Genomic DNA, 25,182 nt, shown 5'->3' with positions numbered 1-25,182 from the left:
GACGGGCGGGGCGCCGCTCGGTGACTTGGTCGGCGACGAGAGAGGGCCGGTGGTCGGCTTGCGCCTCGCCGCAGGCTCCGGCCGCTCGTGGGCCGGTTCCGTGGTGACTTGCGGTGGGACAGGGGTTGCGCCACGCGCCTGGCCGTCGCACCGCGGCTCGTTGAGCAGCGCCGGAGTCGGTCGGGGCGACAGTGAGATGGACTGTTGCACCGCGCTCGCGGCACGGGGCGGCATGGGCGCCTCCGACGTCTCGTGGTGCGGGACGGAGACAGCGGGCGTGCCCGGTGTCAGCGACGTCCGGGGCGACGTCCGGTGTGCTCCCTCGCGCCGGCGCTTCAGCGGACCTCCGCAGGGTGCGCTCGGCCATAGGGGAGGCTACCAGCCGGACCTCCCCGATGCCGGGCAGTGGCACGAGCGGCCGAAGGCACGTTCGGGGGCGAGGACCCTCAGAAGCGACGCATGTGGACGTTGAGCAAGAGCCCCACCAGCAGGAACGAGCTGATCAGCGACGTTCCGCCGTAGCTGACGAACGGCAGCGGGATCCCCGTCACCGGCGTGATCCCGATCGTCATACCGACGTTGACGAACATCTGGATGGACAGCACCGCGACCGCACCGGCCGCCGCAAGACGACCGAACGTGTCCTTGGCCAGAGCGGTGATCCGCACGCCACGCCACAGCAGGATGGCGAACAGGCCGAGGACCACTGTGGCGCCGAGGAACCCGAACTCCTCGCCGACCACGGTGAAGATGAAGTCGTTGTGGTTCTCGGGGACGTAGGACAGGTTGGTCTGGGTGCCCTTGAGGAAGCCCCGCCCGGCGAAGCCCCCCGACCCGACCGCGATCATCGACTGGTTGGTGTTGTACAGCGTGGTCCTGGCCAGCTCGCTGTTGCCGACGTCCAGGAAGGAGGTCAGCCGCGCGATCTGGTAGTCGGCCAGCATCCCGGCCTTGAGGACCAGGGCCACCCCCAGCGCCGCAGTGACCAGCAGCCCAACCAGGTACCGCGCTCGGGTCCCGACGACCAGGAGGATGATGAACGCGATCCATGGGAACACCAGGGCGGTCCCGAAGTCCGGCTGCAGCAGGATCAGTCCCGTGGGGACCGCGACCAGGCCGACGGCCGCCAGGATCGCCGCGAGGTCGGGCTCGGCCTTGCGTTCGTGTAGCAGCGCAGCCAACGCGACGACGAGCGCCACCTTGGCCAACTCGGACGGCTGCAGCTGGAACCCTCCGAGGTCGAGCCAACTCTGGGATCCGTGCACGGCCTTGCCCAACGGCGTCAGGACGACCAACAGGAGGAAGATCGCACCGGCGTACAGCAACGGTGCGTACGCCCGCACGTAGCGGTAGTCGAAGACTGCCGTGGCGATCATCACCGCGACGGCGATCCCCAGCGCCACGGCCTGCTTGTTCGCCAGTGACGCCGGCGGCAGCCCCGCCAACTCCAGCCGGTGGTACGTCGCGCTGTAGATCATCGCGATGCCGATGCTGCTGAGCAGCATCGCCGCCAGGACGAGCACCGCGTCGAGATGGCGGGCCGGGGAGTAGGCGTCCATCCAGCTCGCCTGGATGCGCTCACGCACCAGCCGCTCGTTGCGGTCGGCGCCGTAGTAGCCGACGTCCATCAGGCGAGATCCTCCTCGGGTCCAGCGGCGTCAGCGGCCGTGAACCCAGCTTCGTGTGCGGCGTCGTGACCCACGTGTCAGTCCGTCGCGACGCCAGCGCGGAAGGGGGTCACCGGCAGATCGAAGGCGGCTTCGAGGATGCGTCGGGCGATCGGAGCGGCCGTCTGTGACCCCCCACCGCCCTCCTCGACCGCCACGACGACCACGTACCGGGGGGCGTTGGCCGGTGCGTAGGCGACGAACCACGCCGACGGCAGCTTCCCCCCGACCTCGGCGGTGCCGGTCTTCCCGGCCACGGGGATCTGATCGAGGGGGAACGGGTTGCCGCCGCTGCGGAACGCGTAGTTGGCGGTACCGCGCGGTTCTCGCACGACCATCTCGAGACCTCTCCGGATCGCCTGCAGGTGCCCCGGTGCGAAGGCGACCTCGGACACCGTCTCCGGCTCGTACCGCCACAGCGTCTCTTTCCCGTCGGGCGAGCGGACCTCCAGGCCCAGGTGCGGGCGCCACACCTTCCCACCGTTGGCGACCGCCCCGAACGCGGTGGCGAGCTGCAGCGGGGTGGTCAGCACGTCGCCCTGCCCGATCGACATGTTGACGGCGTCGCCACCGCGCCAGATGTTCCCCTCCTTGCACAGTTCGGAGTACAAGCGGTGCGCGTACTCCCCGGGGGGCAACTCCTGCGCTTTGCGGCAGTAGGTGTCGCGCATCTCCTCCCAGTAACTCTGCTTCCACTCCCGCCCCGGGACCCGACCGGGACGTTCGCCGGGCAGGTCGATGCCGACCCGGTCCCCGAAGCCGAACTGCCGGGCCGTGGCCTGGTAGCGCTCGTCGACGGGTTGACCGGCTTTCTTCTGCTGTTCCTCCGCGCGCCACTGGTCGTACGACAGTTCGTAGAAGAACGTGTCGCAGGAGCGCATCAGCGCCCGGGCGACGTCCATCGTCCCATCGTGCCGCGGGTACCAGTTGCGCTTGCCCCATCCCCACCTCGGTGGGCACGGCAGCGTGGACTGGGGGGTGATCTGACCCGCCTGGAGTGCCGCCTCCGCCGAGACGATCTTCCACGTCGACCCTGGCGGGTACTCGCCCTGGATCGCACGGTTCAGGATCGGCAGGCCGTTGTCCTTGTCGTGGAGACGGTCGAACGCCTGCGCGTCGATCCCGCCGACGAACAGGCCGGGGTCGTACGTCGGCCACGACGCCATGGCGATGACCTCGCCGTTGCGCGGATCGAGGACGACCGCTGACCCGGCGACCGACTTCAGGTGCTGGCCGCTCTGGCGGTGCATCTGAGCGCGGCTCGCAACGATCCCCTCCTCGAGCACGCGCTCGACCTCACGTTGCAGCTCGAGGTCCAGGGTGGTGACCAGCTCGTTACCGGGGATGGGAGCGCGCTGCGCCAGCGTCCCCAGCGTGACCCCTCGCGCGTTCACCTCGAGTTGCTGCAGTCCCTCCACCCCGCGGAGGTGCTCCTCGTAGGCCGCCTCCACGCCCGACTTGCCCACGAGATCACCCAGTCGGTACCCGCTGAAGCGCTCCGCCGCCAGCTGCTCCTCGCTGATCTCGCCCAGGTAGCCCACCACGTGCGCCGCCGTGGTCGCCTGCGGGTACACCCGCACGGGGAGGGTCTCGGCGTCCACCCCCGCGAAGTGCTCCTGGCGCTCCTTGATCTGGAAGATGACTTCCGGGGCGACGTCCTTCTTGATCGGGGTCGGGCGGAACGGCGAGTACTTCCGGTTGGTGATGGCCTCGACGATCTCGTCGGGCGTCATATCCAGCAGGGCGCTCAGGCGTGAGATCACGAGCTCGGCTTCGTGGTCGCGCGGCTCTCCGTCGCCGTCCACGAGTCGGTTGCGGTTGGCGCTGACGGTCAGAGCAGGACGGTTCTTCACCAGAGGCTCGCCATCGCGGTCGAGGACGCGACCGCGCGGCGCAGCGGTGATCACCCAGCGCACCCGGTTACTGTCGGCCAGTTCGACGTAGCGGTCGCCAGCGAGCACCTGCAGGAACCACAGCCGCGAGAACAGCGCCGCGAACATCCCCGCAACCACGAGGGTCAGCAGGGTCAGACGGAGGGTCGCCGACGACGACTCGTGCTGGGCCATGGTGGCTCTTCGGACGGGGCGTCGCGTCACAGAGATCGGTGGAACGCTACCACCGCTCCCCGCCGGCGGCGCCGCACAGCCTCGGGTCGCCGGTCAAAGTGCCACGCGCTCGCGTGGGAAGCGGCTCGACAACGCGCTCACCACCGCCACGACGGGCGGGGTCAACATCGTGTTGTACAGCCCGACCAGCAGCGAGGCCTGCGCGACCAGCGCCACGGTGTAGTGCGGATCGCCGAGGAGCCGCGACAGCAGGCCGTACCCGGCGGTGGCCACGATCGCACTGACGAACGCCACCGCCAGGGGAGCGGTGATCGAGGCCGGCGCCAGGTAGGGCCGGACGACGCCGACCGCGTACCCGACCCCGGTGAACACGACGGCGGACAGGCCCAGTGCCGACTGCACGAGCAGCAGGTCGTTGAGCAGCCCGGCGGCGAAACCGAGGACCACACCGGTGACCGGGCCGTCGCGGAAGGCGAACAGCGCGGTGACCAGCAGCAGCAGGTCCGGGCGGTAGCCGGCGATCGACAGATGCGGCAGGACGGTCGTCTGCAGCAGTGCCGCGGAGAACAGCAGCAGGCCGGTCACGGCGACGCGGATCACGCGGTTGACCCTCCCAGGCGGCCGATCAGGCGGATCACGGTGTGGGCCCCTGGGTCGGGTCGAGCGTGGGCGTTTCGGTCGGCGTGGCCATGGGCGTGGGAGGGCTGGTGGACTGGGTTCCGGGGGTCGGCACGGGCAGCGGGTCGGGCGGTGGCGCTCGCAGGATCACCAGCACCGTGGTCAGGCGGGTGAAGTCCACGTACGGCGTCACGTCGACGGTGAGGGTCAGTGCCGGGATCTCCGGCGGCTCGGACGACACGGCACCGATCACGATGCCGTCCGGGAACGTCGCGTTGCTGTAGCTGGACGTGACGACCTCGTGGCCGACCTCCACCTCGGCCTCGGGGTTGAGCAGCTCCAGCTTCATCGGCTCGGTGTCCCTGCCCTCGACCAACCCGTGCTCCCCGGTGGCTGCGATACGCGCGGCGGCGGAGAAGTTCTGGTCGATCGCCAGCAGGACGCGGGACGCGCTCGGAGCCACCTGCACGACCCGACCGACCAGTCCGTCACCGTTGATGACGGTCATGTCACGGGTGATCCCGTCCCGGCTGCCCACGTCGATCGTGATGGTCCACTCGGCGATGTTCGACGGTGCCAGGGCGATGACCCGGGCGGCGGCGAACCGGAACTCGTCGCTATGAGCCGTCAGCCGGTCGCGCATGTCGAGCAGGTCCTGAAGGGCGCGGTTCTCGCGCGCGACGTCGTCGTACGCCCCGCGCCGGTCACGCAGCTGCTCGACCTCGGCCCGCAGGCGGGCGTTCTCCTGCCGCAGTTCCAGCAGGTCACCGACCCCGGCGACCACTCCGCCGATCGGGCGGACGACGGTCGCCAGTCCATCCTGGACCGGTGCGAACACCGCCGCGAGCCCGTCGCGCACGTGCGCCAGCGGCCCGCTCTGGCCCGCGCGCTCGTCGACCGTGATGAGCACGAGCGAGACGAGCGTCAGGACCGCGAGTAGGATGCGGGCGCGGTGACGATCGAACATTCGAAGGGTCCTACAGGAGTCGGACCACCGGACGGGTCAGTGACGGGAGCTGGAGATCAGGACCTTCTTCAGCGCCTCGAACTCCTCCAGGCACTTCCCGGAGCCGATCGCCACGGACGTGAGCGGGTTGTCGGTGACGTGGATCGGCATGCCGGTCTCGTGCTTGAGCCGCTCGTCGAGGCCCTTCAGCAGCGCGCCGCCGCCCGTCAGCACGATCCCCTTGTCCATGATGTCGGCAGCGAGTTCGGGCGGGGTGCGGTCGAGGGTGTTCTTGACCGCGTCGATCACGGCGTTGACCGGCTCCTCGATGGCCTTCCGGATCTCCTCGGCGGACACGATGATCGTCTTCGGCAGGCCGGACACCAGATCGCGGCCGCGGATCTCGGCATGCGGCTCGTCCGACAGGGGGAAGGCCGAACCGATCGCCATCTTGATCTCCTCGGCGGTCCGCTCGCCGAGCATCAGGGAGTACTCCTTCTTGATGTAGGAGATGATCGCGTCGTCCAGCTCGTCGCCGCCGATGCGGATCGACTGGCTGGTCACGATGCCCCCCAGGGAGATGACCGCCACCTCGCTCGTCCCGCCGCCGATGTCCACCACCATGTTCCCCGCGGGTTCGTGGACGGGGAGCCCAGCCCCGATGGCCGCGGCCATCGGCTCCTCGATGATGTACGCCGAGCGGGCGCCGGCCTGGATGGTGGCCTCCTCCACGGCGCGCTGCTCCACCCCCGTGATACCGGACGGGACGCAGACCACCACCCGTGGCTTGGCGAGGAAACGGCGGCGGTGCACCGCCTGGATGAAGTAACGCAGCATCTTCTCGGTGACGTCGAAGTCGGCGATCACCCCGTCCTTCAGCGGCCGGATCGCCACGATGTGACCGGGCGTGCGGCCGATCATCCGCTTGGCCTCGGAACCCACGGCCAGGATCGCGCCGTTCTTGGTATTGATCGCCACCACCGACGGCTCGTCGAGGACGATGCCGCGCGCGCGGACGTACACCAGCGTGTTGGCGGTCCCCAGATCGACGGCCATGTCACGTCCGAGGACCTGCAAGCTCTGCGGGATGTTGGCCACGGCGGTACCTGAGGGTCGCTGGGATGGACGCCACCGACGGGCGCCACCGACGGGCGCCACCCACCGTCGGCGGGCGGAGCCTACCAGCGACACCGCTGCGCCACCGAACGGTACTCGATGCGGCCGGCGTCGCGGTACGGTCTCGTCGTGGATACCGACCCGACGACCCGGGGGCTGGCCTACCTCGAGCACCTCACGGCACGGGACCTGGCGCTCCTCGCTGCCGCAGCGCCGGGCACGGACGCCAGCGACCTGCGCCGGCGACCCCAGCAGGTCGAGGACCTGCTGGCAAGCGAGCCGGTGTTCGAAGCGGTCCTCGCCCAGCCTGCCGACCCGGTCGACGACGTGCTCCGCGCGTCACCGTTCCTGGTGTTCGGGGTGGCGGTGGCGCGAGCGTGGCGCGACATGGCGACCGTGCGCTACGTCCAGGAGTGGGTCGGCCCGCGGCAACGGCTCCCGGTGTTCGCCAGCGACGAGCTGCGCGCGCTCCTCGACCGCCCCGGGATGCGGCTGTTCCTCACCGAGCTGCTGGCGTCCTACACCCACGTCGCCAGCGGCGCGCTGACCGTCCGCACCCGTCACGGCCTGCGCCGACGCCGGTACAACGAGCTCGACCCGGTGAGGTTGGCGGGACTGCTGGACGTCCTACCCGACGAGACCCACGTGGGGGTGTACCGCAGGCTCGGCGATGTCGCGCTGTTCCTGACCGGGGTGTTCCCCGACCACACCGCGCGCCGCGGCCTGGCCCCGCTGGACATCGAACGACTCGCCCGCTCCGTCGGCCCGACCGGTGACCCCGCGCAGGCCGCTGAGCGGCTGTTCACGGCGCTCGCGGCCCGGGGCGCCGTCGGGCTACTGGAGGACCTCGGCGCGCGCTGGTACCGGCAGGCGGTGCGGACAGCGAGGTCGGCGTCCGCGGCCGTCGCGCTGCTCGAGACGGCCGCTGAACACTTCGGGGACGCTCGTCGCGTCCTCAACCACGTCACCGACCACTACCTGTTCCCGCTTCGCACCCGGTGGTTCCCGTCGGCCAGCTGAGCCCCGATCAGTCACAGCAGCCCCCGCCGCGCCAGGCTGACCCAACGAGCGCCGCCCACCACCAGGTGGTCGAGCACGTCGATCCCGACCACCTCGCCGGCCCGCACGATCCGGCGGGTGACCAGCTCGTCATCACGGCTCGGCTCAGGGTCGCCGGACGGGTGGTTGTGAGCGAGGACCAGGGCGGCAGCGTTGGCCAGGAGCGCGTCGCGCAGGATCTCCCTCGGTCGCATGAAGGTGTGGTCGACGCTGCCGACGCTGACGGTCACGACCGACAGGATCCGGTGCTTGGTGTCCAGCAGCGTCGCGACGCAGTGCTCACGGTCGCGACCGGCCAGCTCGCCGAGGACGATCCGGGCGGCATCCTCGGGTGACGTGACCTGGGTCCGCTCGTCGATATCGGCGAGTCGTGCATGCCGAGACGCCTCCGCCGCGCAACGGAGGCAGTCGCCGTTCGCAGCTGGTCGATCGTCGGCGAGCCTCAGCATCCCGGCGTCGGGCCCGGTGGTCCACGTCATCGAGCGCGGTCTCAGCGAGGTGCTCCTTCCCGGCGTCGCACCGTCGCGGTCGGCTCGGGCCCCGGCAACAGCGGCGGGGGTGACCTGTGGAAACCGCGGGCGGTCCGGCGATGCGACGACCACAGCGTTGGCTGCGCTGTCAGTCGTCAGACGACTCGGGGAAGAACAGAGCCAGCTCGCGTTCTGCGCTCTGCGCCGCGTCCGACCCGTGGACGATGTTCTCCCCGATGCTGGTGGCGAAGTCGCCCCGGATCGATCCGGGTGCCGCCTCCAGGGGGTGTGTCGCGCCCATCAACTGACGCAGCCCCCGGACGGCGTCCTCGCCCTCGACGCACATGGCGACGAGCGGCCCGGACGTGATGAAGGTCACCAGCTCGGAGAAGAACGGCTTGTCGGCATGCTCGGCGTAGTGCTCCTCGGCGGTTCCCCGATCGAGGATGCGCAGCTGCAGCGCCCGGATCGTGTACCCCTTGGCCTCGATCCGGCGTATCACCTCACCGATCAGCCCCCGCTGGACGCCGTCGGGCTTGATCAGGACCAGCGTCTGCTCCACCACGCATGTTTCCTCGTGCCGGCCACCGTTGTGGGGAGGTTCGCAGGCGAGGCCGCTGGGGGCAACCTCGAGCGGGCGTGCGCCGTGTCCGTGGCCGGGCGCGGCCACCGCGCGAGGCACCGACGGTTCCGTCGCTCGGTTCGGTGACCTTGCTACGGTCCCGCGCTCGCGACGCGAAGATGACCGCAGCGACCGGCGCATCGACGCGTCGGACGGTCCGATACGGAGAGCCACTGCTGGCGCTCGCCACGCCCCGCCCGGTGCGTGGCCTGGCCCGAACGGTCGCACTACTCTCCGCGATGCTGGCCCTACTCGTCGGCGTTCCCGCCCCGGCGGTCGCTGACCTCGACGCCGGCGCCGAGGGTGACTTCGTCGGGCGGGTCAACGCCGAGCGCAGCCGGCGGGGGCTGCCTGCGCTGGCGGTCCGTGGGGACCTACGCGACGTGGCCCGCCGACACAGCAAGCGCATGGCTGATCAGGGCAAGGCTTCACACAACGGCGCGATCAGCAGCCAGGTCTGCTGCTGGCGATCCCTGGGCGAGAACGTCGGGCGTGGACCGGACGTGGGCACCGTCCACAACGCCTTCATGGCGTCGTCGAGCCACCGCGCGAACATCCTGTCTCGGGCGTTCCTCGAGGTCGGCGTCGGCGTGGAAAGTCGTGGCGGGACCTTGTGGGTGACGCAGGTCTTCCGCGAGCCCGACAGCGCGCCACCACCACGCGAGACCGCCCCACCGCCACCACCGCGCGAGACCGCTCCACCGCCGCCTCCGCCTCCGCCTCCGCCGCCACCGCCAGCACCACCGCCTCCGCCACCGCCACCGCCCCCTCCAGATGGCAACCTCCAACGACAGCCGGCGACGCAGGCGTCGAAGCCGAAGCCGAAGCCGGCCACCCGGGCTCCCGCTCGGCAGGCCGCGCAGACAGCCCCGTCGCGACCACACACGCCGGCTCCGGAGCAGGCGGTGCCGCGTGCCCACCCGCCTCCGCCTGCGCCTGAACCGCCGTGTCCGGACAGGGCCAGCGTCCACTTGGCGCTGCTACAGGCCCACGTGACCGAAGAGCCGTTCGGGGATGTCCTGAGCAGCTTCTGCGCCGGTCAGACAACGAGCCCGTAGGCGTCGACGCGCGCAGCGCAGTTCAGTCGGCGTCGGCGGGGACGTAGACGTCACGAGCAGCACCGACCAGGTACAGCGAGCCGGTCACCAACACCGCATCGTCGGGGCCGGCCACGCCGGTGGCCTTCTCGAGCGCTCGCACGAGGGTGCCGCCCGTCTCCACTGCGACGGATGTGTCAGCCCACACCGCCTCCGCGGCGGCCACCAGGTCGGCCATCGGGGTGGCCCGGTCAGACGGCGGCGGCGTCACCACCACGTGGCTGGCCAGGCCACGGAACGGGCGCAGGATGCCGTGGGCGTCCTTGTCGCTCAGGCACCCGACCACGAGGATCACGTCTCGGAACGCGAACGCCTCAACGACGGCTTCGGCGGCACGGGCCGCGCCGGCTGGGTTGTGCGCTCCGTCGAGCAGGACGGTGGGCTGTCGGTGCACGATCTCCAGGCGGCCAGGCACCTCCACGGCAGTGAGCGCCTCGCGCACCACGTCGTCGCCGACCGCCTCCAGGTCACCGAGCAGGGCGTGGACCGCGCCCAGCGCCAGCGCTGCGTTGTCGGCCTGGTGCGCACCGTGCAGCGGCAGCATGACGTCGGCGTACCGGCGACTGGGCGTGCGCAGATCCAGGCTCTGTCCCCCCACAGCGCGGCGTCGGTCGTCCACCGCCACGTCCGTGCCGGCCAGCAACAGGCGGGCGTCGTGCTGCTCGGCGGCTCGCCGGATCACGTCGAACACGGCCGGGTCCTGCTCACCGACGACCACCGTGGCGCCCGACTTGATGATCCCGGCCTTCTCCTGGGCGATCTCCGGGAGGGTCTGACCGAGGATGGGATGGTCGTGGTCGATCGGGGTGATCACCGCGACGTCGCCCCTGATCAGGTTGGTGGCGTCCCAGCTGCCACCCATCCCGACCTCGAACACGCCGACGTCGACCGGGTGATCAGCGAACCACCAGTACGCCATGGCCGTCAGCAGCTCGAAGTAGGTGACCCGTCCGGTCTCACGTGCGTCGACCAGCTCGACCAGTGGGGCGATCGCGTGGTGGACGTGGGCGAAGTCGTCCTTGCTGATCGGTTGGCCCCCCACTCGGATGCGTTCACGGATCGTCTGCAGGTGCGGTGAGGTGTACGTCCCGGCTTGGATGCCCAGCGCCCCCAACAGGGCCGTGACCATGCGCGCGGTCGAGGTCTTGCCGTTGGTGCCGGTGATGTGGATCGACGGGTAGGTGGCTTGCGGATCGCCCAGCAGCTCCGCCAGCGCCGTGATCCGGTCCACGTCGGGGACCATGCGGGTGGGCACCCGCTCCTGGAGGTCGCGGAGTGCGTCCTCGTAGCTCACCGTCCGGCTTCGCTCCCCGCGACGGTCTCCAGCTCGCCGATCTCCGCCTCGACCTGGCCCACGACCCGCAGCCAGTCCTCGAGCTTGGTCCGTTCCCGCTCGACCACCTCGCCCGGGGCCCGTTGCACGAACTGCTCGTTGTCGAGCTTGCGCTGCGCGCGTGCCACCTCTCCGCGGGCGTTGTCGAGCTCCCGGCGTAGCCGCGCGAGTTCCCCGTCCACGTCGATCACACCCGCCAGCGGGATGTACGCCTCTCCGGCCGGGAACACCACACGGGTCGTCCCGGCCGTGTCGCCGGGTTCGGCGGTGACCTCGACGTGTGACAGGCCCGCCAGCGACGAGATCAGCGGTGCCAGGAGCGTCAGCAGCTGTGCCTGGTCGGTGGCCACGGTGGCCGGGAACCGTCGGCTGGGCGGGATGTGGTGATCGGAGCGGAACCGCCGCAGCTCGCTGACCACGTCCTGCAGCACGGCGAACCGCTCCTCGGCGGCGAGGTCGCGCGTCATGCGGGGCGCCGGCCACGACGCGACCATCAGCGACTGCCGGCCACCGGCCGCCCCGGTCAGCGATCGCCACAGCGCCTCGGTCACGAACGGCATGAACGGGTGCAGCAACCGCAACAGGTCATCGAGCACGGCAGCCAGGACCTGCTGGGCGGTGCGTCGCGCGTCGCGATCATCGCCGTAGAGACGGACCTTGCTGGCTTCCAGGTACCAGTCGGCGAGTTCGTCCCAAGCGAACGAGTACAGCCGCTGGGCGGCGCGGGACCACTCGAAGGTTCCCACCGCAGTGGCTGCGTCCACCGTGTTCCTGCAGTGTTCGAGGCGGGACAGGATCCAGCGGTCCTCGAGTGCCAGACGATCGCCGGACGGCAGCTCGCCGGGGATGACATCACCGCCGCCCGGCCGGTCCACGTCGATCGTCTGCAGCGCGAAGCGGGCGGCGTTCCACAGCTTGTTGGAGAACCGGCGGGCGCCCTCCACCCACTCCTCGGCGAGCGGGACGTCCTGCCCGGGGGAGCAGTGCTGGAACAGCGCGAAGCGGAGCGCGTCGGCGCCGTAGCGGTCGATGAAGTCGAGTGGGTCGATGACGTTCCCGAACGACTTCGACATCTTCTTGCCGTGCTCGTCGCGGACCATGCCGTGGTTGTGCACGATGTGGAACGGCACCCGCTCGAGGAAGTGCACGCCCATCATCAGCATCCGGCTGACCCAGAACGTGTTGATGTCGTAACCGGTGACCAGGACCGACGTCGGGTACCAGGTGGCGAGCTCGGGCGTGTCGTCCGGCCATCCGAAGACGGTGAACGGCCACAGCGCTGACGAGAACCACGTGTCGAGGACGTCCTGGTCCTGCACGAGGTTGCCCGCCCCGCAGTGCACGCAGGCGTCGGGGTCGTCGCGGGAGACGGTGACGTGCCCGGCCGGGCAGTACCACGCGGGGATGCGGTGACCCCACCAGATCTGTCGGCTGATGCACCAGTCGTGCAGGTTGCGGAGCCACTCCAGGAAGGGCTTCGTGAACCGCCCGGGGACGAACCTGACCTGCCCGTCGTGAACCGCCGCGATCGCGTCGTCCGCCAGTGGCCCCACCTGCACGAACCACTGCAGCGACAGGCGCGGCTCGACGATCGTTGCGCAGCGTGAGCAGTGACCGACGGCGTGCTCGTGACGTTCCAAGCCAACCAGGAGGCCCTCCCGGTCGAGAGCTTCCTTGACGGCCCGGCGCGCCTCGAAGCGGTCGAGCCCGGCGAACGGCCCGCCCGCCGGCGAGATGCGGCCGTCGTCGGTCATGATGTCGATCATGTCGAGGTCGTGGCGCTCGCCGATCTCGAAGTCGGTCGGGTCGTGCGCCGGGGTGACCTTCACGGCGCCGGTGCCGAACTCGGGATCGACGGCGTCGTCGGCGATGACCGCCAGCTCGCGGTCGAGGAACGGGTGGGTCAGCGTCGTGCCGACCAGGTCGCGGTAACGCTCGTCGTCGGGGTGGACCGCCACGCCCGTGTCGCCGAGCATCGTCTCCGCCCGGGTGGTCGCGACGACGACGCCGGGCCCTCCGTCGCTCGCCGGGTAACGCAGGTGAGCGAGCTCACCCTCGACGTCCTCGTGCTCGACCTCGATGTCCGACAGGGCCGTCAGGCACCGGGGACACCAGTTGATCAGGCGGTCCCCCCGGTAGATCAGCCCCTCCTCGTACAGCCTGACGAAGACCTCCCGGACGGCCTTGGAGCGCGGCTCGTCGAAGGTGAACGCCTCACGATCCCAGTCGCAGGACGCTCCCAGCTGACGGAGCTGGCGCAGGATCACCCCGCCCGACTCCTCGCGCCACTCCCAGACCTGCGCGACGAAGGCGTCGCGTCCGACGTCGTGGCGGGTGAGACCCTCGTCCTCCAGCTGCCGCTCGACGACGTTCTGCGTGGCGATACCGGCGTGGTCGGTGCCGGGCATCCACACGGCGTTGGCGCCCTCCATCCGCTTGCGGCGGATGATCGCGTCCTGGATGGTGTTGTCCAGGGCGTGGCCGATGTGCAGCGAACCGGTCACGTTGGGAGGCGGGATCACGATCGAGAACGGCTCGCCGGGGTCGCCTGGTTCAGCATGGAACAGGCCAGCCCGCTCCCAGTCCTCGTACACGGCCGCCTCGACCTCGGCGGGTGCGTAGGCGCGGCTCGCCGTGACGTCTACAGGCGCAGGGGCGGGGCGGTCGCCGTCGAGTCGTTCACTCATCGCGGGGCAGCGTACCGAGCGTGGTAACGGGTCCCGGGCGCCACCCTGTTCACGCGACGGCTGGGCGCACCCGCGTCACACGGGGGGTCCGGTCGCGATCAGGCGGAGCGCTCAGCCGGCTCGTCGAGGTCGGTCCCGCCGTGGGGCACGAGTGTCGGGTTGACGCGGTCGCGGACGGTACCGGCCGTGATGACGCAGCGGCTGATGTCCTCGCGTGAAGGGAGCTCGTACATCGTGTTGAGCAGGACCTCCTCGAGGATCGCCCGAAGCCCTCGCGCCCCGGTCTGGCGCAGGATCGCCAGGTCGGCGATGGCCTGCAGCGCGTCGTCCTCGAACCGCAGCTCCACCCCGTCGAAGTCGAAGAAGCGCTGGTACTGCCTGGTCAGGGCGTTCTTGGGCTCGACGAGGATGCGCACCAGCGCGTCGACGTCGAGCGGATCCACCGACGACACCACGGGCAGGCGGCCGACGAACTCCGGGATCAGCCCGTACTTGACCAGATCCTCGGGCAGGACCTGTGCGAGCACCGCCCCCAGGTCACGATCGCCGGGGCCGCGGACGTCGGCTCCGAAACCGACACCTTTGCGCCCGATGCGTGACTCGATGATGCGTTCGAGCCCAGCGAACGCCCCGCCGCAGATGAACAGGACGTTGCTCGTGTCGATCTGGATGAACTCCTGGTGGGGATGCTTGCGGCCCCCTTGTGGCGGCACCGACGCCACCGTCCCCTCCAGGATCTTCAGCAGCGCCTGCTGGACACCTTCCCCGGACACATCACGAGTGATCGACGGGTTGTCGCTCTTGCGGGCGATCTTGTCCACCTCGTCGATGTAAATGATCCCCGTCTCGGCCTTCTTGAGGTCGAAGTCGGCCGACTGGATCAGTTTCAGCAGGATGTTCTCGACATCCTCGCCGACGTAACCGGCTTCGGTCAGTGCCGTTGCGTCGGCGATCGCGAACGGGACGTTGAGCATCCGCGCCAGGGTCTGCGCCAACAGGGTCTTCCCCGAACCGGTCGGGCCGAGCAGGAGGATGTTGGACTTGGCCAGCTCGACGTCGTCGCCGGTGGCGGCCCCGACCTGGATCCGCTTGTAGTGGTTGTAGACGGCGACCGCGAGGGTGCGCTTCGCGGCGTCCTGGCCGACCACGTAGTCGTCGAGGAAGGAGAAGATCTCCTTGGGCTTGGGCAGCTGGTCGAGCTTGAGCTCGGACGGCTCCGCTAGCTCCTCTTCGATGATCTCGTTGCACAGATCGATGCACTCATCGCAGATGTAGACCCCCGGACCTGCGATCAGCTTCTTGACCTGCTTCTGCGACTTGCCACAGAAGGAGCACTTCAGTAGGTCGCCGCCCTCCCCGAACTTGGCCATCGCGGCTCCTGCTCCTCCGCTTGACGGATCGGCTTCACAGATCGGCCGCGGTCATCGTACCCGCCACCGTTTGCGGTCGCTGGAAGACCGTCGACGCGGGCCGCCCCCAGGGACGGGTTCAGGACGCCTGGATGACTTCCTGGGTGCTGCGGCTGCTGATGACCTCGTCGATGAGGCCGTACTCCTTGGCGGCGTGGGCATCGAGGACGAAGTCGCGGTCGGTATCCTTCGCGATCCGCTCGGCCGGCTGGCCGGTCTTCTCCGCGAGGATGTGGGTGAGGAGGTCCCGCATCCGCAGGATCTCCTTGGCCTGGATCTCGATGTCGACCGCCTGGCCTTCCGTCCCGCCGTGTGGCTGGTGGAGCAAGACCCGCGAGCGCGGGAGCGCGAAGCGCTTCCCCTTCGCGCCGGCTGCCAGGAGCACCGCGGCCGCCGATGCGGCCTGACCCATGCAGATCGTGGTGACGTCGGGCTTGATGTACTCCATCGTGTCGTAGATGGCGAACAGCGACGTGATCGATCCGCCCGGGGAGTTGATGTACAGCGCGATGTCCTTCTCGGGGTCCTCCGACTCCAGGTGCAGCAGCTGGGCCATCACGAGGTTGGCGATCTCGTCGGTGATCGGCGTTCCCAGGAAGATGATGCGCTCCTTGAGTAGCCGCGAGTAGATGTCGAAGGAGCGCTCGCCCCGGTTGGTCTGCTCCACCACGACCGGTACGAGGTAGTTGAGGACCTCGGACGACACGGCGATCTCCTCCTCGGAACTGCCCCGTCTCGGGGCTGGTGGCGAGCGTACCGCTACTGGTCGGCCACGTCCCTGGCGGCGCCCTCGACGACCACGGCGGGCGACTCCGGGTCGACATCGACCGGCTCTCGCTCGATCTCCTCGGGGGCTTGTTCCCCACCGAGTGACGGGGCGTGGGGCACCACCGACGCGCCGGGGTCGGCGGCCGACGCCTCGGCGGGCTCGCCCAGCAGCTCCCGGCGTAGCTCCTCGGAGGGTTGGCCTTCGATGCGGGCAGCATCCACCAGCAGGTCCAGGGCCTTGCGGCGGATCACGTCGCCGACCAGCGCCCCGATCGTTCCCTGCTCCTGCAGCAGCTGGGCGAGCTGGCTCGGCTCGATGCGGTGGCGGCTGGCGTGGCGCATCAGCTCCGTCTCGAGGTCGTCCGAGTCGACGGTGAGGCCCTCCTGCTCGGCGAGCGCCTCGAGCACCAGCTGCGCCTTCACGGCCTGCGCCGCCTGGTCTTCCAGCTGATCACGGTGGTCGTCGAGGTCGGTGCCGTACATCTCGAGCAGCTGCTCGAGCTCCACCCCGTACTGGTCGGCCTGCCGCTGGAGCTGCTCGAGGCGGCCCTCGACCTCCGCCCGGACCATCGCCTCGGGCAGGGGCACGTCGACCAGTGCGAGGTAGGCCTCCAGGACCCGGCCGCGCAGCTCCTGGCTGGCGTTGGCGTACCGGCGCTGGCGCAGGCTGCGGCGGACGTCGTCCTCGAGGTCGGCCAAGGTGTCGAACTCGGACGCTGTGGCCGCGAAGTCGTCGTCCAGTGCAGGCAGAGTCTTGGCACGGACATCCTTGACCAGGACCCGGAACTCGACCTCCTCGCCGCCGTGCTCCGGGTACGTGTCGGGCAGCTGGTCGGTGTAGTTCAGGATGTGGCCGGTCGCCGCTCCGGCGAGCTCCTCGTCGAGTCGGGGGGTGACACCCCCGGAACCGACCTCGTAGAACGCGTCCTCGGCGGCGGCGCCTTCGATCGGCTCGCCGTCCTTGAAGACCGACAGGTCGATCGTGACGTAGTCGCCGACCGCGGCGGGGCGGTCGACCTCCTCGAGTTCGGCGAACCGCTGACGCATGTCGTCGAGCCGGTCGCGGACCTCCTCGTCGGTGACGTCCCACTCGGGGAAGGTGACCTCGATCCCTTCGTGGTCGGGCAGGTCGATCTGGGGGCGGACCTCGACCGTCGCTTCGAAGGCGCATCCCTCGTCTTCGGTGAAGGTCTGCACGTCGATCTCCGGTGGGGCCACCGGGGCGAGGTGCTCCTCGCGGACCGCCTCGGCGTAGAAGGCCGACAGCGACTCCTCCATCGCGTGCTGGGCGATCACGCCCTTGCCGAGGCGCGCCTCGATCAGGCGGCGCGGAGCCTTGCCCTTGCGGAACCCCCTGATCTCCACCTGCTGCGAGATGTCGCGGGCCGCCTCGTCGAACGCCTTGCTCACGCGCTCGGGCTCGACCTCCACCGTGAGCTTCACGGTCGTGTCGCCGAGTCGCTCCAGGGTGGTCTTCATCGGTGTCGGTCCTCGTGTGGTGCGGGGTGTGGTGCGGGGTGTGGTGCGGGCGCGATGTGGCCCGCCGGTGTCAGCGGGGCAACGTCGTGACGGCCAGTGGCGCTGCGCCTGTGCGGATCCGCGCCCTGGCACGGTACCGGGGCCGGTACGCTCGCGTCCGTGCGGGGCGTGGCGCAGCTTGGCAGCGCGCGTGCTTTGGGAGCACGAGGCCGCCGGTTCGAATCCGGCCGCCCCGACCACACGGTCGCCCCACACGGTCACCCCGCACGGTCACCCCACACGGTGACCGTTGGGGCGGCAAGATGACACCCCGTCATCGTGGGCGCTGTTGGGGGATGATCGAGCTCGTTCAGCGTGGAGCGGCGGACGGGAGTCGAACCCGCGTCATCGCCTTGGAAGGGCGAGGCTCTGCCATTGAGCTACCGCCGCAGGTCGCGTAGCCGCGTGGCCGTCGCAGGGTACGCCTCGGCGGTGCTTGGGACCAGTGTGGCCACCTCCAGACACCGACAACGCAGAGCCCGTTGCCGGGGGCACGACCGCGTCACTACAGTTGCCGCCACCACACAGACACCACGCCACCTGGGATGATATGGCGATCCGGCGGACGACCGCCTCTGCAGGCGCCTTCTGGTCGGTGACGCCGGTCGCTTTGGGTCTGACGATCCCGGTCGTGGCGTTCCTCGCCAAGGAGCTCATCGCCTCGGCGTACCAGATCGTCCGGTACGCCGACGACATCCTCGAGGCGACCTACGGCATCGAGGACTCCGTCGGGGAGTTCGGTCGGCTACAGCAGACACGCGACCTGCTCCGTGAGCTCGCCGAACAGCAGAGGGACGCCCAGACACCGCAGCCAGCACCGCGTCGTGGCGGGCCGGGGCGCAGCGCCGAAGCGGGAGAGTGACGGTGAGACAACACGGAGCGCGGGCCACGGCGATCACCGCCGGTCTGCTCGCCGCGAGCGTCGCGGGTGCGCTGGTAACGATCGCTGGTCTACTGTGGCGGATCCGCAGCAGGCTCGAGGACCTCGACGCAGTGCTCAGACGGATCGCAGGCGGCGCAGCCGTGATCGATCCTGGCGTCCGCGGGGTGAACGATGCTCTCGGCGAGTTGGAGGACGCGCTGGCGGGGCGCTGAGCGCGACGGAGGCACAGCATGGAACGCGTTGATGGGTCGGGGGGTCGAAGGGCTGTGGCCTGGTCCGGTGCGGGCGTGGCGATCGTCGCGATCCTCCTCGCGTACGCCTTGAACCTGACCAAGTCCCTGCGTGACCTGGCGAGGACGATCGAGCACGATCTCGACGCGGTGCGCAGCACCACCGAACCGTTGTGGAAGGTCGGCGACACCAACCGGAGGTTGCGGGCCGTCGTGGAGCAGCTGCATGGCCGCTGAGGCGGAGCGGGCAGCGGTGGTCGCAGCATCCGGTGGCTGGCTCGGCGCGCTCGGTGGCTTGGCCGTCGTCGGGACCGTCGGGGGTCTGCTCGGTGCGATATGGCGGCACGCCAAAGAGCTGGACGCCGAGATGACCGATGTCTGGCTGATGGGCAAGCAGGTCGCCAGCAACACGGCGACCGTGTGGATGCTGGAGGAGACGGCCGCCATCGCCGGCCAGCTCCGTGACGCCCTGCGGAGTAGCCATGGCTGACCGCGGGAGACCAGCCGCTCCTGTCGTGGCAGAAGGCGTCGCGCTGCTCGCGACGGTCGCCCTCAGTCTGGCGCTGCTGACCAGGACGCTGCGCAGCATCGCATCGACCGTGGGGAGGATCACGGCCGGCGTCCGGGCCATCGAGACCCAGCTCACCAACGCCGGCGCGGCCCTGCACCGGCTGAACCGGACCCTGGATGAGGCCGTGGACCCGGCCGACCGCGTCGGCTCCTGATCGCGACGGGCATGCAGCGTCCGGACACGACCTGAAGGGACGGGCCCGACCGTCGGGATGAACCGACCGGGATAGGGTACGACCCTCTCGATCGCGTCCGCCGTAGCGCGGACATGATCAGCCGACGTCGGCGCCGCCGGACCGTTCCGAGCCCTCAGGAAACGAGTGTGCATCACCACGAGTCCGCCTGGCGGGCCAGAGGCGGTCGTCAGCTGTGACGAGCGTGCTGCTCGTGCACGCGGCCGTGGCCGCGGTGGCTCCGGTCCTGGGTCGGAGGCTCGGCCGCGGCACCTTCCTCGTCGCCGCCATCGCCCCGCTCAGCGCGCTGGCGTGGTTGGGTGTCCACGCCCGCGACCTGGTCGCGGGCGTCTCGTTGCACGAGCGCTGGGCCTGGGTCACCGGGCTGGACCTGGCCGTCGACCTCCGCGTCGACGCGTTCGGTGCGCTGATGGTGCTGCTGGTCGCGGGCATCGGAACGTTGGTCTTCGTCTACAGCGCGGAGTACTTCCACGGCACGGCCGACGCGGGGCGTGTGGCGGCCGCGCTGACCGGCTTCGCAGCCGCCATGCTCGGCCTGGTCATGGCCGACCACCTCCTGGTCCTGTACGTGTTCTGGGAGCTGACGTCGCTCACGTCGTACGTGCTCATCGCCGGGGACGGGACGGATGCCGACGCGCGGGAAGCGGCGCAGCACGCACTGTTCGTGACGGTCGTCGGCGGCTTCACCATGCTGGCCGGGTTCGTGGTGCTGGGGCAGGCGGCCGGCACGTACCGCCTGAGCGAACTCAGCGCCGGCGCGGCAGGGCCGGCGACCACCGGGGCGGCGCTGCTGATCCTGGTCGGAGCGTTCACGAAGTCGGCGCAGGCGCCGTTCCACGGGTGGCTGCCCGCAGCGATGGTCGCCCCCACGCCGATCTCCGCCTACCTGCACTCTGCCACCATGGTGAAGGCTGGCGTGTACCTGATCGCCAGGCTCGCTCCCGTCCTGGCGGTGGCTGTCGTGTGGCGGTCGCTGACCGTGGGGATCGGGCTGGCCACCGCAGTGTTCGCCGCGGTCCGCGCACTCCGTCAGGACGACCTCAAGCTCCTCCTGGCCTACGGCACCATCAGCCAGCTGGGACTGATGACGGCGCTCCTGGGTCCCGGCATCCCGGCTCTGTCCTACACCGGTGTGGCCGTCCTGGTCGCGCATGCGTTGTACAAGGCCCCGCTGTTCATGGTGGTGGGGAACATCGACCACGCTGCGGGGAGCCGCAACCTGCGGCGGTTGCGTGGCGTCGCCCGTGCGATGCCGCTGACCGCAGGCGGCGCGGTCCTGGTCGGTGCGTCGATGCTCGGGATCCCGCCGCTGCTCGGGTACGTCGCGCACGAAGCCGTCCTCAAGGAGCTGCTGCACGTCGGCGTGGGGTGGGCGAAGTTCGCCGTCGCCGCGGTCGTGGGGACCTTCGCGCTGACGGTCACCTACAGCCTGCGGTTCCTGCTCGGAGGCCTCACCGACCGCGACCTGGAGCGTGGCCCGGTCGGCGAGGTGACCAGTCCTGAGCACGAAGCCGGATGGTTGTCGCTGACCCCCATCCTGCTGCTCACGGTGGTGTCGGTCGTGGCAGGACTGGGAGCACATGCGGCCGGGGAGGTCGTGTCGATCGCCACGGAATCGCTGGGGTTGGACACCGACGCCGAACTGAAGCTCTGGGCGGGGTTCAACCCCGCGTTGGCGCTGTCGGTGATCGCGATCGCGGCTGGTGTCGCCATGTACGCGGCGACCGGCACGGTCACCGCTGCGCTGCGGCGCCTGCCGCGCCTGCCGGAGGCAGGGGCGGTCTTCCGTGCGGTGGTGGCGGCCACCGTGCGATCTGCGACGCGCGTGACCGCGGTGGTCCAGAACGGCTCGCTCCCGGTGTACGTGGCGATGATCGCGGTGACGGCGGTCGCGGTTCCTTCGGCCGGCCTGTTGACCGGTCCGGCGTGGGAACGCTCGGTGTCGGGGACCGCACCCGCCCTGCAGGTCGTGGTGGCCGCCCCGCTCGTCGCTGCAGCCGTGGGGCTGACGCTGACGCACCGCCGGTTCGTCGCGCTGCTGTTCCTCGGCGCCGTCGGGTACGGCATGGCGGTGCTGTTCCTGCTGCAAGGCGCCCCCGACCTGGCGCTGACCCAGGTGCTGATCGAGACGGTCGCCGTGCTGCTGTTCGTCCTCGTCCTGCGGCACCTCCCGGAGACCTTCACCCCGCCGCGGTGGGCGTTCGGGCGGGTCGGACGGTTCGCCATCTCCGCAGCCGTCGGCCTGTTCGTGATGGCGTTGGCCGTCGTGGCGTCCACGGTCGATCATCCCCCGGGCATCGCCTCCGAGTACCTGGCCCGTGCTCTGCCGGAGGCGGAGGGGAAGAACGTCGTCAACGTCATCCTGGTGGACTTCCGAGCGCTCGACACCCTGGGTGAGATCACCGTGCTCGTCGTCGCGGCGCTGGGGATCGCAGGGATCCTGCGTCACCCGTCGACCGACGAGACGCGGCCCCGGATGCGGCCTCTGTTCCCCGACGAGGAACGTTCCCTGATCGCCGAGACAACCATCCGGGCGATCTACCCGGCGGTGCTCCTCGTCTCGATCTACTTCCTGGTCGCCGGGCACAACCATCCGGGGGGAGGCTTCGTCGGAGGGCTGGTCGCGGGGGCGGCGCTGATCCTCCGCTACGTCGCGCGGGGCCCGCTCGCCGTCCGCAACGCCCTCCCGCTCAGCGCGCCGGGTGTCGTGGCGGTCGGGCTCCTGGTCGCGGTCGGGACCGCGGTCGCCGGCTGGTGGTGGGGCGAGACGTTCCTGGACGCGACCACCTGGGCGTTCACGGCCCCCATCGTCCACCACGTCAAGGTCTCGTCCACGCTGGCCTTCGACGCCGGCGTGTACCTGATCGTGGTCGGGTTCATCGCCAACGCGCTGCAGGCGTTCGGACAGGAGCCGGGCGGGTGATCCTCACACACGCGCTGGTGATCGGGGCGCTGTTCGCGGCCGGCACCTACCTGGTGCTGCAGCGGACCCTGACCCGGGTCGTGATCGGGATCGCTGTGCTCAGCCACGGTGCGAACCTGCTCCTGCTCCTGGCCGGTGGCGCCCCCGGCAGCCCTCCGCTGGTCGAGGTCGCACCGGGCTCGTCGCCGCTCGACGACGCCACGGCCGCGACCGCCCAGGTCAGCGACCCGCTCCCCCAGGCGCTGGCGCTCACCGCGATCGTCATCACGTTCGGGGTCACGGCGTTCCTGCTGGCGCTGTCGCGGCGCACCTGGTTGCTGACGCACGACGACCTGGTCCGTGACGACCTCGAGGACCAACGGATCGCCCGCGAGGGCGGCGACGAGGAGGTGGCGTGATGCTGATCGCCATCCCGATCCTCGTCCCGCTGGCAAGCGCCGGGGTCTCCATCGTCCTGCGGCGACGTCCGTTGGCGCAACGGTCGCTGAGCGTCGTGTCCCTGTCGGTCGTGCTCGCGGCGACGGCCCGCCTGCTGGTTCAGGTCCGGGTGGAAGGGACCTCGGTCCTGCAGGTCGGTGCGTGGCCGGCCCCGTTCGGCATCACCTTGGTGGCCGACCCGTTGGCAGCGATCATGCTCACGGTCTCGGCCGTGGTGCTGCTGGTGGTCCTGCTGTACGCGATCGGCCATCCGACCACGCGCGACGAGACCCGCGCCTTCCACGCCGTCTACCTGGTGCTGGCTGCGGGTGTGTCGGCCAGCTTCCTGGCGGGCGACCTGTTCAACCTGTTCGTGGCTTTCGAGGTCACGCTGATCGCCAGCTACGTGCTGATCACCCTGGGCGGGACCCTCGCGCAGGTCCGCAGCGGCATGACCTACATGGTGATCTCGCTCCTGGCGTCGACGCTGTTCATCGCCACGGTCGGGATCGTCTACGCCAGCACCGGCACGGTGAACCTGGCTGATCTGGTCGACCGTGTCGGCGGTCTTCCTCCTGGACTGCGCACGGGGGTGGGGCTGCTGCTCCTGATCGTGTTCGGGGTGAAAGCAGCGATCTTCCCGCTGTTCATGTGGCTCCCCGACGCCTACCCCACCGCGGCGACACCGATCACCGCGGTGTTCGCCGGGTTGCTGACCAAGGTCGGTGTCTACGCGATGATCCGCACCCAGACGCTGCTCTTCGTGGACCTCGGCACCCCGTCGCCGTTGCTGCTGGTGATCGCCGGGGCGACGATGGTGGTCGGGGTGCTCGGCGCCATCGCACAAGACGACATCAAGCGGCTCCTGTCGTTCCAGATCATCAGCCAGATCGGGTACATGGTGATGGGGCTGGGCTTGTTGACGGTGGCGGGCCTGGCTGGAGGGATCTTCTACATCGTCCACAGCATCCTGGTGAAGACGGGGCTGTTCCTGGTCGGAGGGATGGTCGAGCAGCGAACCGGGACGGCTGCCCTGCGCGACCTGGGTGGTCTGAGTCAACGCACCGCCGTCACCGCCGTGCTGTTCGCGGCTCTGGCGCTCAGCCTCGCCGGCTTCCCGCCCTTGTCGGGGTTCGTCGCCAAGCTGTCGCTCGTCCAGGCGGGGCTCGATGTGGACCAAGGAGCGATCGTGGCGGTCAGCCTCGCGGTCAGCGTGCTGACGTTGTTCTCGATGTCGAAGGTGTGGAACAGCGCGTTCTGGGGCCAGGCCCCGGAGGCGACCGACCACCAGGACGTGCCGTGGTCGATGACAGCGACCACCGTCGCGGTCGTCGTCGCCACCGTCGCGGTGGCGGTGTCGGCAGGCCCCCTGGTCGACCTCAGCGTCGAGGCGGCGCACGCTCTGGAACCGGCACGCTACGTCGAAGCCGTGCTCCCGCGATGAACCGGATCGGGATCGTCGCGGTGCTCGCAGTGGCGTGGACGGCGTTGTGGCGCGACGCCAGCCCAGGGACGGTCCTGGCCGGTCTCGCGGTCGGCTCGGCGGTGTCGGTAGCGGCAGGCGACGGGGGGACGCCGGCGTGGCGACCGCTGCTCCGCCCCGTCGCGATGGTCCGTTTCGTGGTGGCGTTCCTCTGGAACCTCACCACCGCGAGCGTCGCCGTGGCCTGGGACGTGGTCACGCCCGAGGAACGCGTCCGCGAGGCGATCGTCCTGGTGCCGCTACGGACCGGCTCCGACGCGATCGTCACGACCGTCGCCAACGCGATATCACTGACGCCGGGCACGGTCACGGTCGACGTCGAACGCGACCCCATCGGCCTCTACATCCACGTGATGCACTTCCGCGACGCCGACCACGCGCGCTCCCAGGTACGACGCTTGGAGGAGCTGGCGATCCGGGCGTTCGGGTCCCGCGACGAGGTCGCCCGGCTCGACGGTGACACGGGAGACGAGCGATGACCGTCGCCATCGTCGTCGCCGCGATCATGGTGTCCGTTGACGGTGTGCTGTGTGTCGCCCGCCTGCTGCGACCCGGGTCGCTGGCCAACCGCGTCGTTGCCCTCGACACCCTGCTGATCGCCATCGTCCACGGCATCGCGATCCACGCGGTCGCGAGGCGCTCCGCGGCCAACTTCGACCTCATGGTGGTGACCGCTTTGCTCGCCTTCGTCGGCACGGTGGCCGTGGCCCGGTTCATCGAGCACGGGCGGTGAGCGGGGTGATCGACGTCCTCGTCGCAGCCTTGCTGCTGGCCAGTTCCGTCTTCGCGATGCTGGCTGGTGTGGGCCTGCACCGCTTCGAGAGCGTCTACGCACGGATGCACGCCGCCACCAAGCCGGCGACGTTCGGCCTGCTGATCGTCCTGACAGCCACCGCCATGCACTTCGGAGAAGCCGGCGTCGCGGCGAAGCTGGCCCTCGTCTTGCTGCTGCAGTTCGCGACCGCGCCGATCGCGGCGCACGCGGTCGCCCGCGCCGCCCACCGTGCCGGCGAGCCCATGGGGTCGGCGGCGGTCATGGACGACCTCGCTGAGGACCAGTCCGACCGCCCGTCGGACGGATCCGGCGAGTGACCGCCCGGCTCGAG

24 protein-coding genes and 2 tRNA genes are annotated in these 25,182 nt (G+C 70.1%); 13 read left to right on the top strand and 13 right to left on the bottom strand.

What is annotated here, in order from left to right:
• Positions 1-446: 446 nt before the first annotated feature.
• The 5 genes from rodA to M3N57_06815 all read right to left on the bottom strand — a co-directional run bounded on the left by rodA (position 447) and on the right by M3N57_06815 (position 6,353).
• Positions 447-1,628, bottom strand: a complete 1,182-nt coding sequence (gene rodA, locus M3N57_06835) for a rod shape-determining protein RodA (protein ID MDP9022403.1) — start codon at positions 1,626-1,628, stop codon at positions 447-449.
• Positions 1,629-1,705: 77 nt separating this feature from the next.
• A complete protein-coding gene (gene mrdA / locus M3N57_06830) occupies positions 1,706-3,733 on the bottom strand; it encodes a penicillin-binding protein 2 (GenBank protein ID MDP9022402.1) in 2,028 nt (675 codons plus the stop codon).
• 93 nt (positions 3,734-3,826) lie between these two features.
• Positions 3,827-4,333 (bottom strand): rod shape-determining protein MreD, encoded by a 507-nt coding sequence (gene mreD, locus M3N57_06825; GenBank protein MDP9022401.1) that lies wholly within the window; start codon positions 4,331-4,333, stop codon positions 3,827-3,829.
• A 34-nt stretch (positions 4,334-4,367) separates the two neighbouring features.
• A complete protein-coding gene (gene mreC, locus M3N57_06820) occupies positions 4,368-5,318 on the bottom strand; it encodes a rod shape-determining protein MreC (GenBank protein ID MDP9022400.1) in 951 nt (316 codons plus the stop codon).
• A gap of 36 nt (positions 5,319-5,354) precedes the next feature.
• Positions 5,355-6,353 (bottom strand): rod shape-determining protein, encoded by a 999-nt coding sequence (locus tag M3N57_06815; GenBank protein MDP9022399.1) that lies wholly within the window; start codon positions 6,351-6,353, stop codon positions 5,355-5,357.
• A 189-nt stretch (positions 6,354-6,542) separates the two neighbouring features.
• Between M3N57_06815 and M3N57_06810 the strand changes: the two genes are divergently transcribed.
• Positions 6,543-7,433, top strand: coding sequence for a hypothetical protein (locus M3N57_06810; protein MDP9022398.1), 891 nt, complete (start codon positions 6,543-6,545; stop codon positions 7,431-7,433).
• An 11-nt stretch (positions 7,434-7,444) separates the two neighbouring features.
• On the opposite strand, the gene radC is transcribed toward M3N57_06810, so the two are convergent.
• The 7 genes from radC to tig form a co-directional block, all read right to left on the bottom strand.
• On the bottom strand, positions 7,445-7,951 hold the full coding sequence (gene radC, locus M3N57_06805) for a DNA repair protein RadC (GenBank protein MDP9022397.1): 507 nt from the start codon (positions 7,949-7,951) through the stop codon (positions 7,445-7,447).
• Positions 7,952-8,090: 139 nt separating this feature from the next.
• A complete protein-coding gene (gene ndk, locus M3N57_06800; protein MDP9022396.1) occupies positions 8,091-8,507 on the bottom strand; it encodes a nucleoside-diphosphate kinase in 417 nt (138 codons plus the stop codon).
• A 1,137-nt stretch (positions 8,508-9,644) separates the two neighbouring features.
• Positions 9,645-10,955, bottom strand: a complete 1,311-nt coding sequence (locus tag M3N57_06795) for a bifunctional folylpolyglutamate synthase/dihydrofolate synthase (protein ID MDP9022395.1) — start codon at positions 10,953-10,955, stop codon at positions 9,645-9,647.
• Positions 10,952-13,681, bottom strand: coding sequence for a valine--tRNA ligase (locus tag M3N57_06790; protein ID MDP9022394.1), 2,730 nt, complete (start codon positions 13,679-13,681; stop codon positions 10,952-10,954). The genes M3N57_06795 and M3N57_06790 overlap by 4 nt, the downstream gene beginning before the upstream one ends.
• A 98-nt stretch (positions 13,682-13,779) precedes the next feature.
• Positions 13,780-15,051 carry an ATP-dependent Clp protease ATP-binding subunit ClpX gene (clpX, locus tag M3N57_06785; protein MDP9022393.1) on the bottom strand — a complete coding sequence of 424 codons (1,272 nt, stop codon included), beginning with the start codon at positions 15,049-15,051 and terminating at the stop codon, positions 13,780-13,782.
• A 118-nt stretch (positions 15,052-15,169) separates the two neighbouring features.
• Positions 15,170-15,760, bottom strand: coding sequence for an ATP-dependent Clp protease proteolytic subunit (locus tag M3N57_06780; GenBank protein ID MDP9022392.1), 591 nt, complete (start codon positions 15,758-15,760; stop codon positions 15,170-15,172).
• A gap of 89 nt (positions 15,761-15,849) precedes the next feature.
• Positions 15,850-17,337 (bottom strand): trigger factor, encoded by a 1,488-nt coding sequence (gene tig / locus M3N57_06775; protein ID MDP9022391.1) that lies wholly within the window; start codon positions 17,335-17,337, stop codon positions 15,850-15,852.
• Between the two features lie 162 nt (positions 17,338-17,499).
• On the opposite strand from tig, the gene M3N57_06770 reads away from it, so the two are divergent.
• A tRNA-Pro gene (locus tag M3N57_06770) sits at positions 17,500-17,576 on the top strand.
• Between the two features lie 116 nt (positions 17,577-17,692).
• Here the strand turns inward: M3N57_06770 and M3N57_06765 are convergent.
• Positions 17,693-17,766 (bottom strand) — tRNA-Gly (locus M3N57_06765).
• Between the two features lie 160 nt (positions 17,767-17,926).
• Between M3N57_06765 and M3N57_06760 the strand changes: the two genes are divergently transcribed.
• The 11 genes from M3N57_06760 (at position 17,927) to mnhG (ending at position 25,168) form a co-directional block, all read left to right on the top strand.
• On the top strand, positions 17,927-18,238 hold the full coding sequence (locus tag M3N57_06760) for a hypothetical protein (protein MDP9022390.1): 312 nt from the start codon (positions 17,927-17,929) through the stop codon (positions 18,236-18,238).
• 2 nt (positions 18,239-18,240) lie between these two features.
• The gene (locus M3N57_06755) at positions 18,241-18,471 is read left to right on the top strand and encodes a hypothetical protein (protein MDP9022389.1); all 231 of its coding nucleotides are present in this window, start codon (positions 18,241-18,243) and stop codon (positions 18,469-18,471) included.
• Positions 18,472-18,546: 75 nt separating this feature from the next.
• Positions 18,547-18,726: a hypothetical protein gene (locus M3N57_06750; GenBank protein ID MDP9022388.1), complete on the top strand. Its 180-nt coding sequence runs from the start codon at positions 18,547-18,549 to the stop codon at positions 18,724-18,726.
• Entirely contained in the window at positions 18,716-18,979 is a 264-nt protein-coding gene (locus M3N57_06745; GenBank protein ID MDP9022387.1) for a hypothetical protein, read from the top strand. The genes M3N57_06750 and M3N57_06745 overlap by 11 nt, the downstream gene beginning before the upstream one ends.
• Positions 18,972-19,214: a hypothetical protein gene (locus tag M3N57_06740; protein MDP9022386.1), complete on the top strand. Its 243-nt coding sequence runs from the start codon at positions 18,972-18,974 to the stop codon at positions 19,212-19,214. The genes M3N57_06745 and M3N57_06740 overlap by 8 nt, the downstream gene beginning before the upstream one ends.
• Positions 19,215-19,428: 214 nt before the next feature.
• Entirely contained in the window at positions 19,429-22,176 is a 2,748-nt protein-coding gene (locus M3N57_06735; GenBank protein ID MDP9022385.1) for a DUF4040 domain-containing protein, read from the top strand.
• Positions 22,173-22,574 carry an NADH-quinone oxidoreductase subunit K gene (locus M3N57_06730; protein ID MDP9022384.1) on the top strand — a complete coding sequence of 134 codons (402 nt, stop codon included), beginning with the start codon at positions 22,173-22,175 and terminating at the stop codon, positions 22,572-22,574. Before M3N57_06735 ends, M3N57_06730 begins: the two co-directional genes overlap by 4 nt.
• Positions 22,574-24,037 carry a Na+/H+ antiporter subunit D gene (locus M3N57_06725; GenBank protein MDP9022383.1) on the top strand — a complete coding sequence of 488 codons (1,464 nt, stop codon included), beginning with the start codon at positions 22,574-22,576 and terminating at the stop codon, positions 24,035-24,037. The genes M3N57_06730 and M3N57_06725 overlap by 1 nt, the downstream gene beginning before the upstream one ends.
• On the top strand, positions 24,034-24,555 hold the full coding sequence (locus tag M3N57_06720) for a Na+/H+ antiporter subunit E (protein MDP9022382.1): 522 nt from the start codon (positions 24,034-24,036) through the stop codon (positions 24,553-24,555). Before M3N57_06725 ends, M3N57_06720 begins: the two co-directional genes overlap by 4 nt.
• Positions 24,552-24,809, top strand: coding sequence for a monovalent cation/H+ antiporter complex subunit F (locus M3N57_06715; GenBank protein ID MDP9022381.1), 258 nt, complete (start codon positions 24,552-24,554; stop codon positions 24,807-24,809). Before M3N57_06720 ends, M3N57_06715 begins: the two co-directional genes overlap by 4 nt.
• Positions 24,806-25,168 carry a monovalent cation/H(+) antiporter subunit G gene (gene mnhG / locus M3N57_06710; GenBank protein ID MDP9022380.1) on the top strand — a complete coding sequence of 121 codons (363 nt, stop codon included), beginning with the start codon at positions 24,806-24,808 and terminating at the stop codon, positions 25,166-25,168. The genes M3N57_06715 and mnhG overlap by 4 nt, the downstream gene beginning before the upstream one ends.
• Positions 25,169-25,182 lie beyond the last annotated feature (14 nt).

Source organism: Actinomycetota bacterium (genome assembly GCA_030776725.1).
GTDB lineage: Bacteria > Actinomycetota > Nitriliruptoria > Nitriliruptorales > JAHWKO01 > JAHWKW01.
The sequence above is the reverse complement of the archived record's forward strand: the minus strand, read 5'-3'. Positions and strand labels throughout refer to the sequence as shown.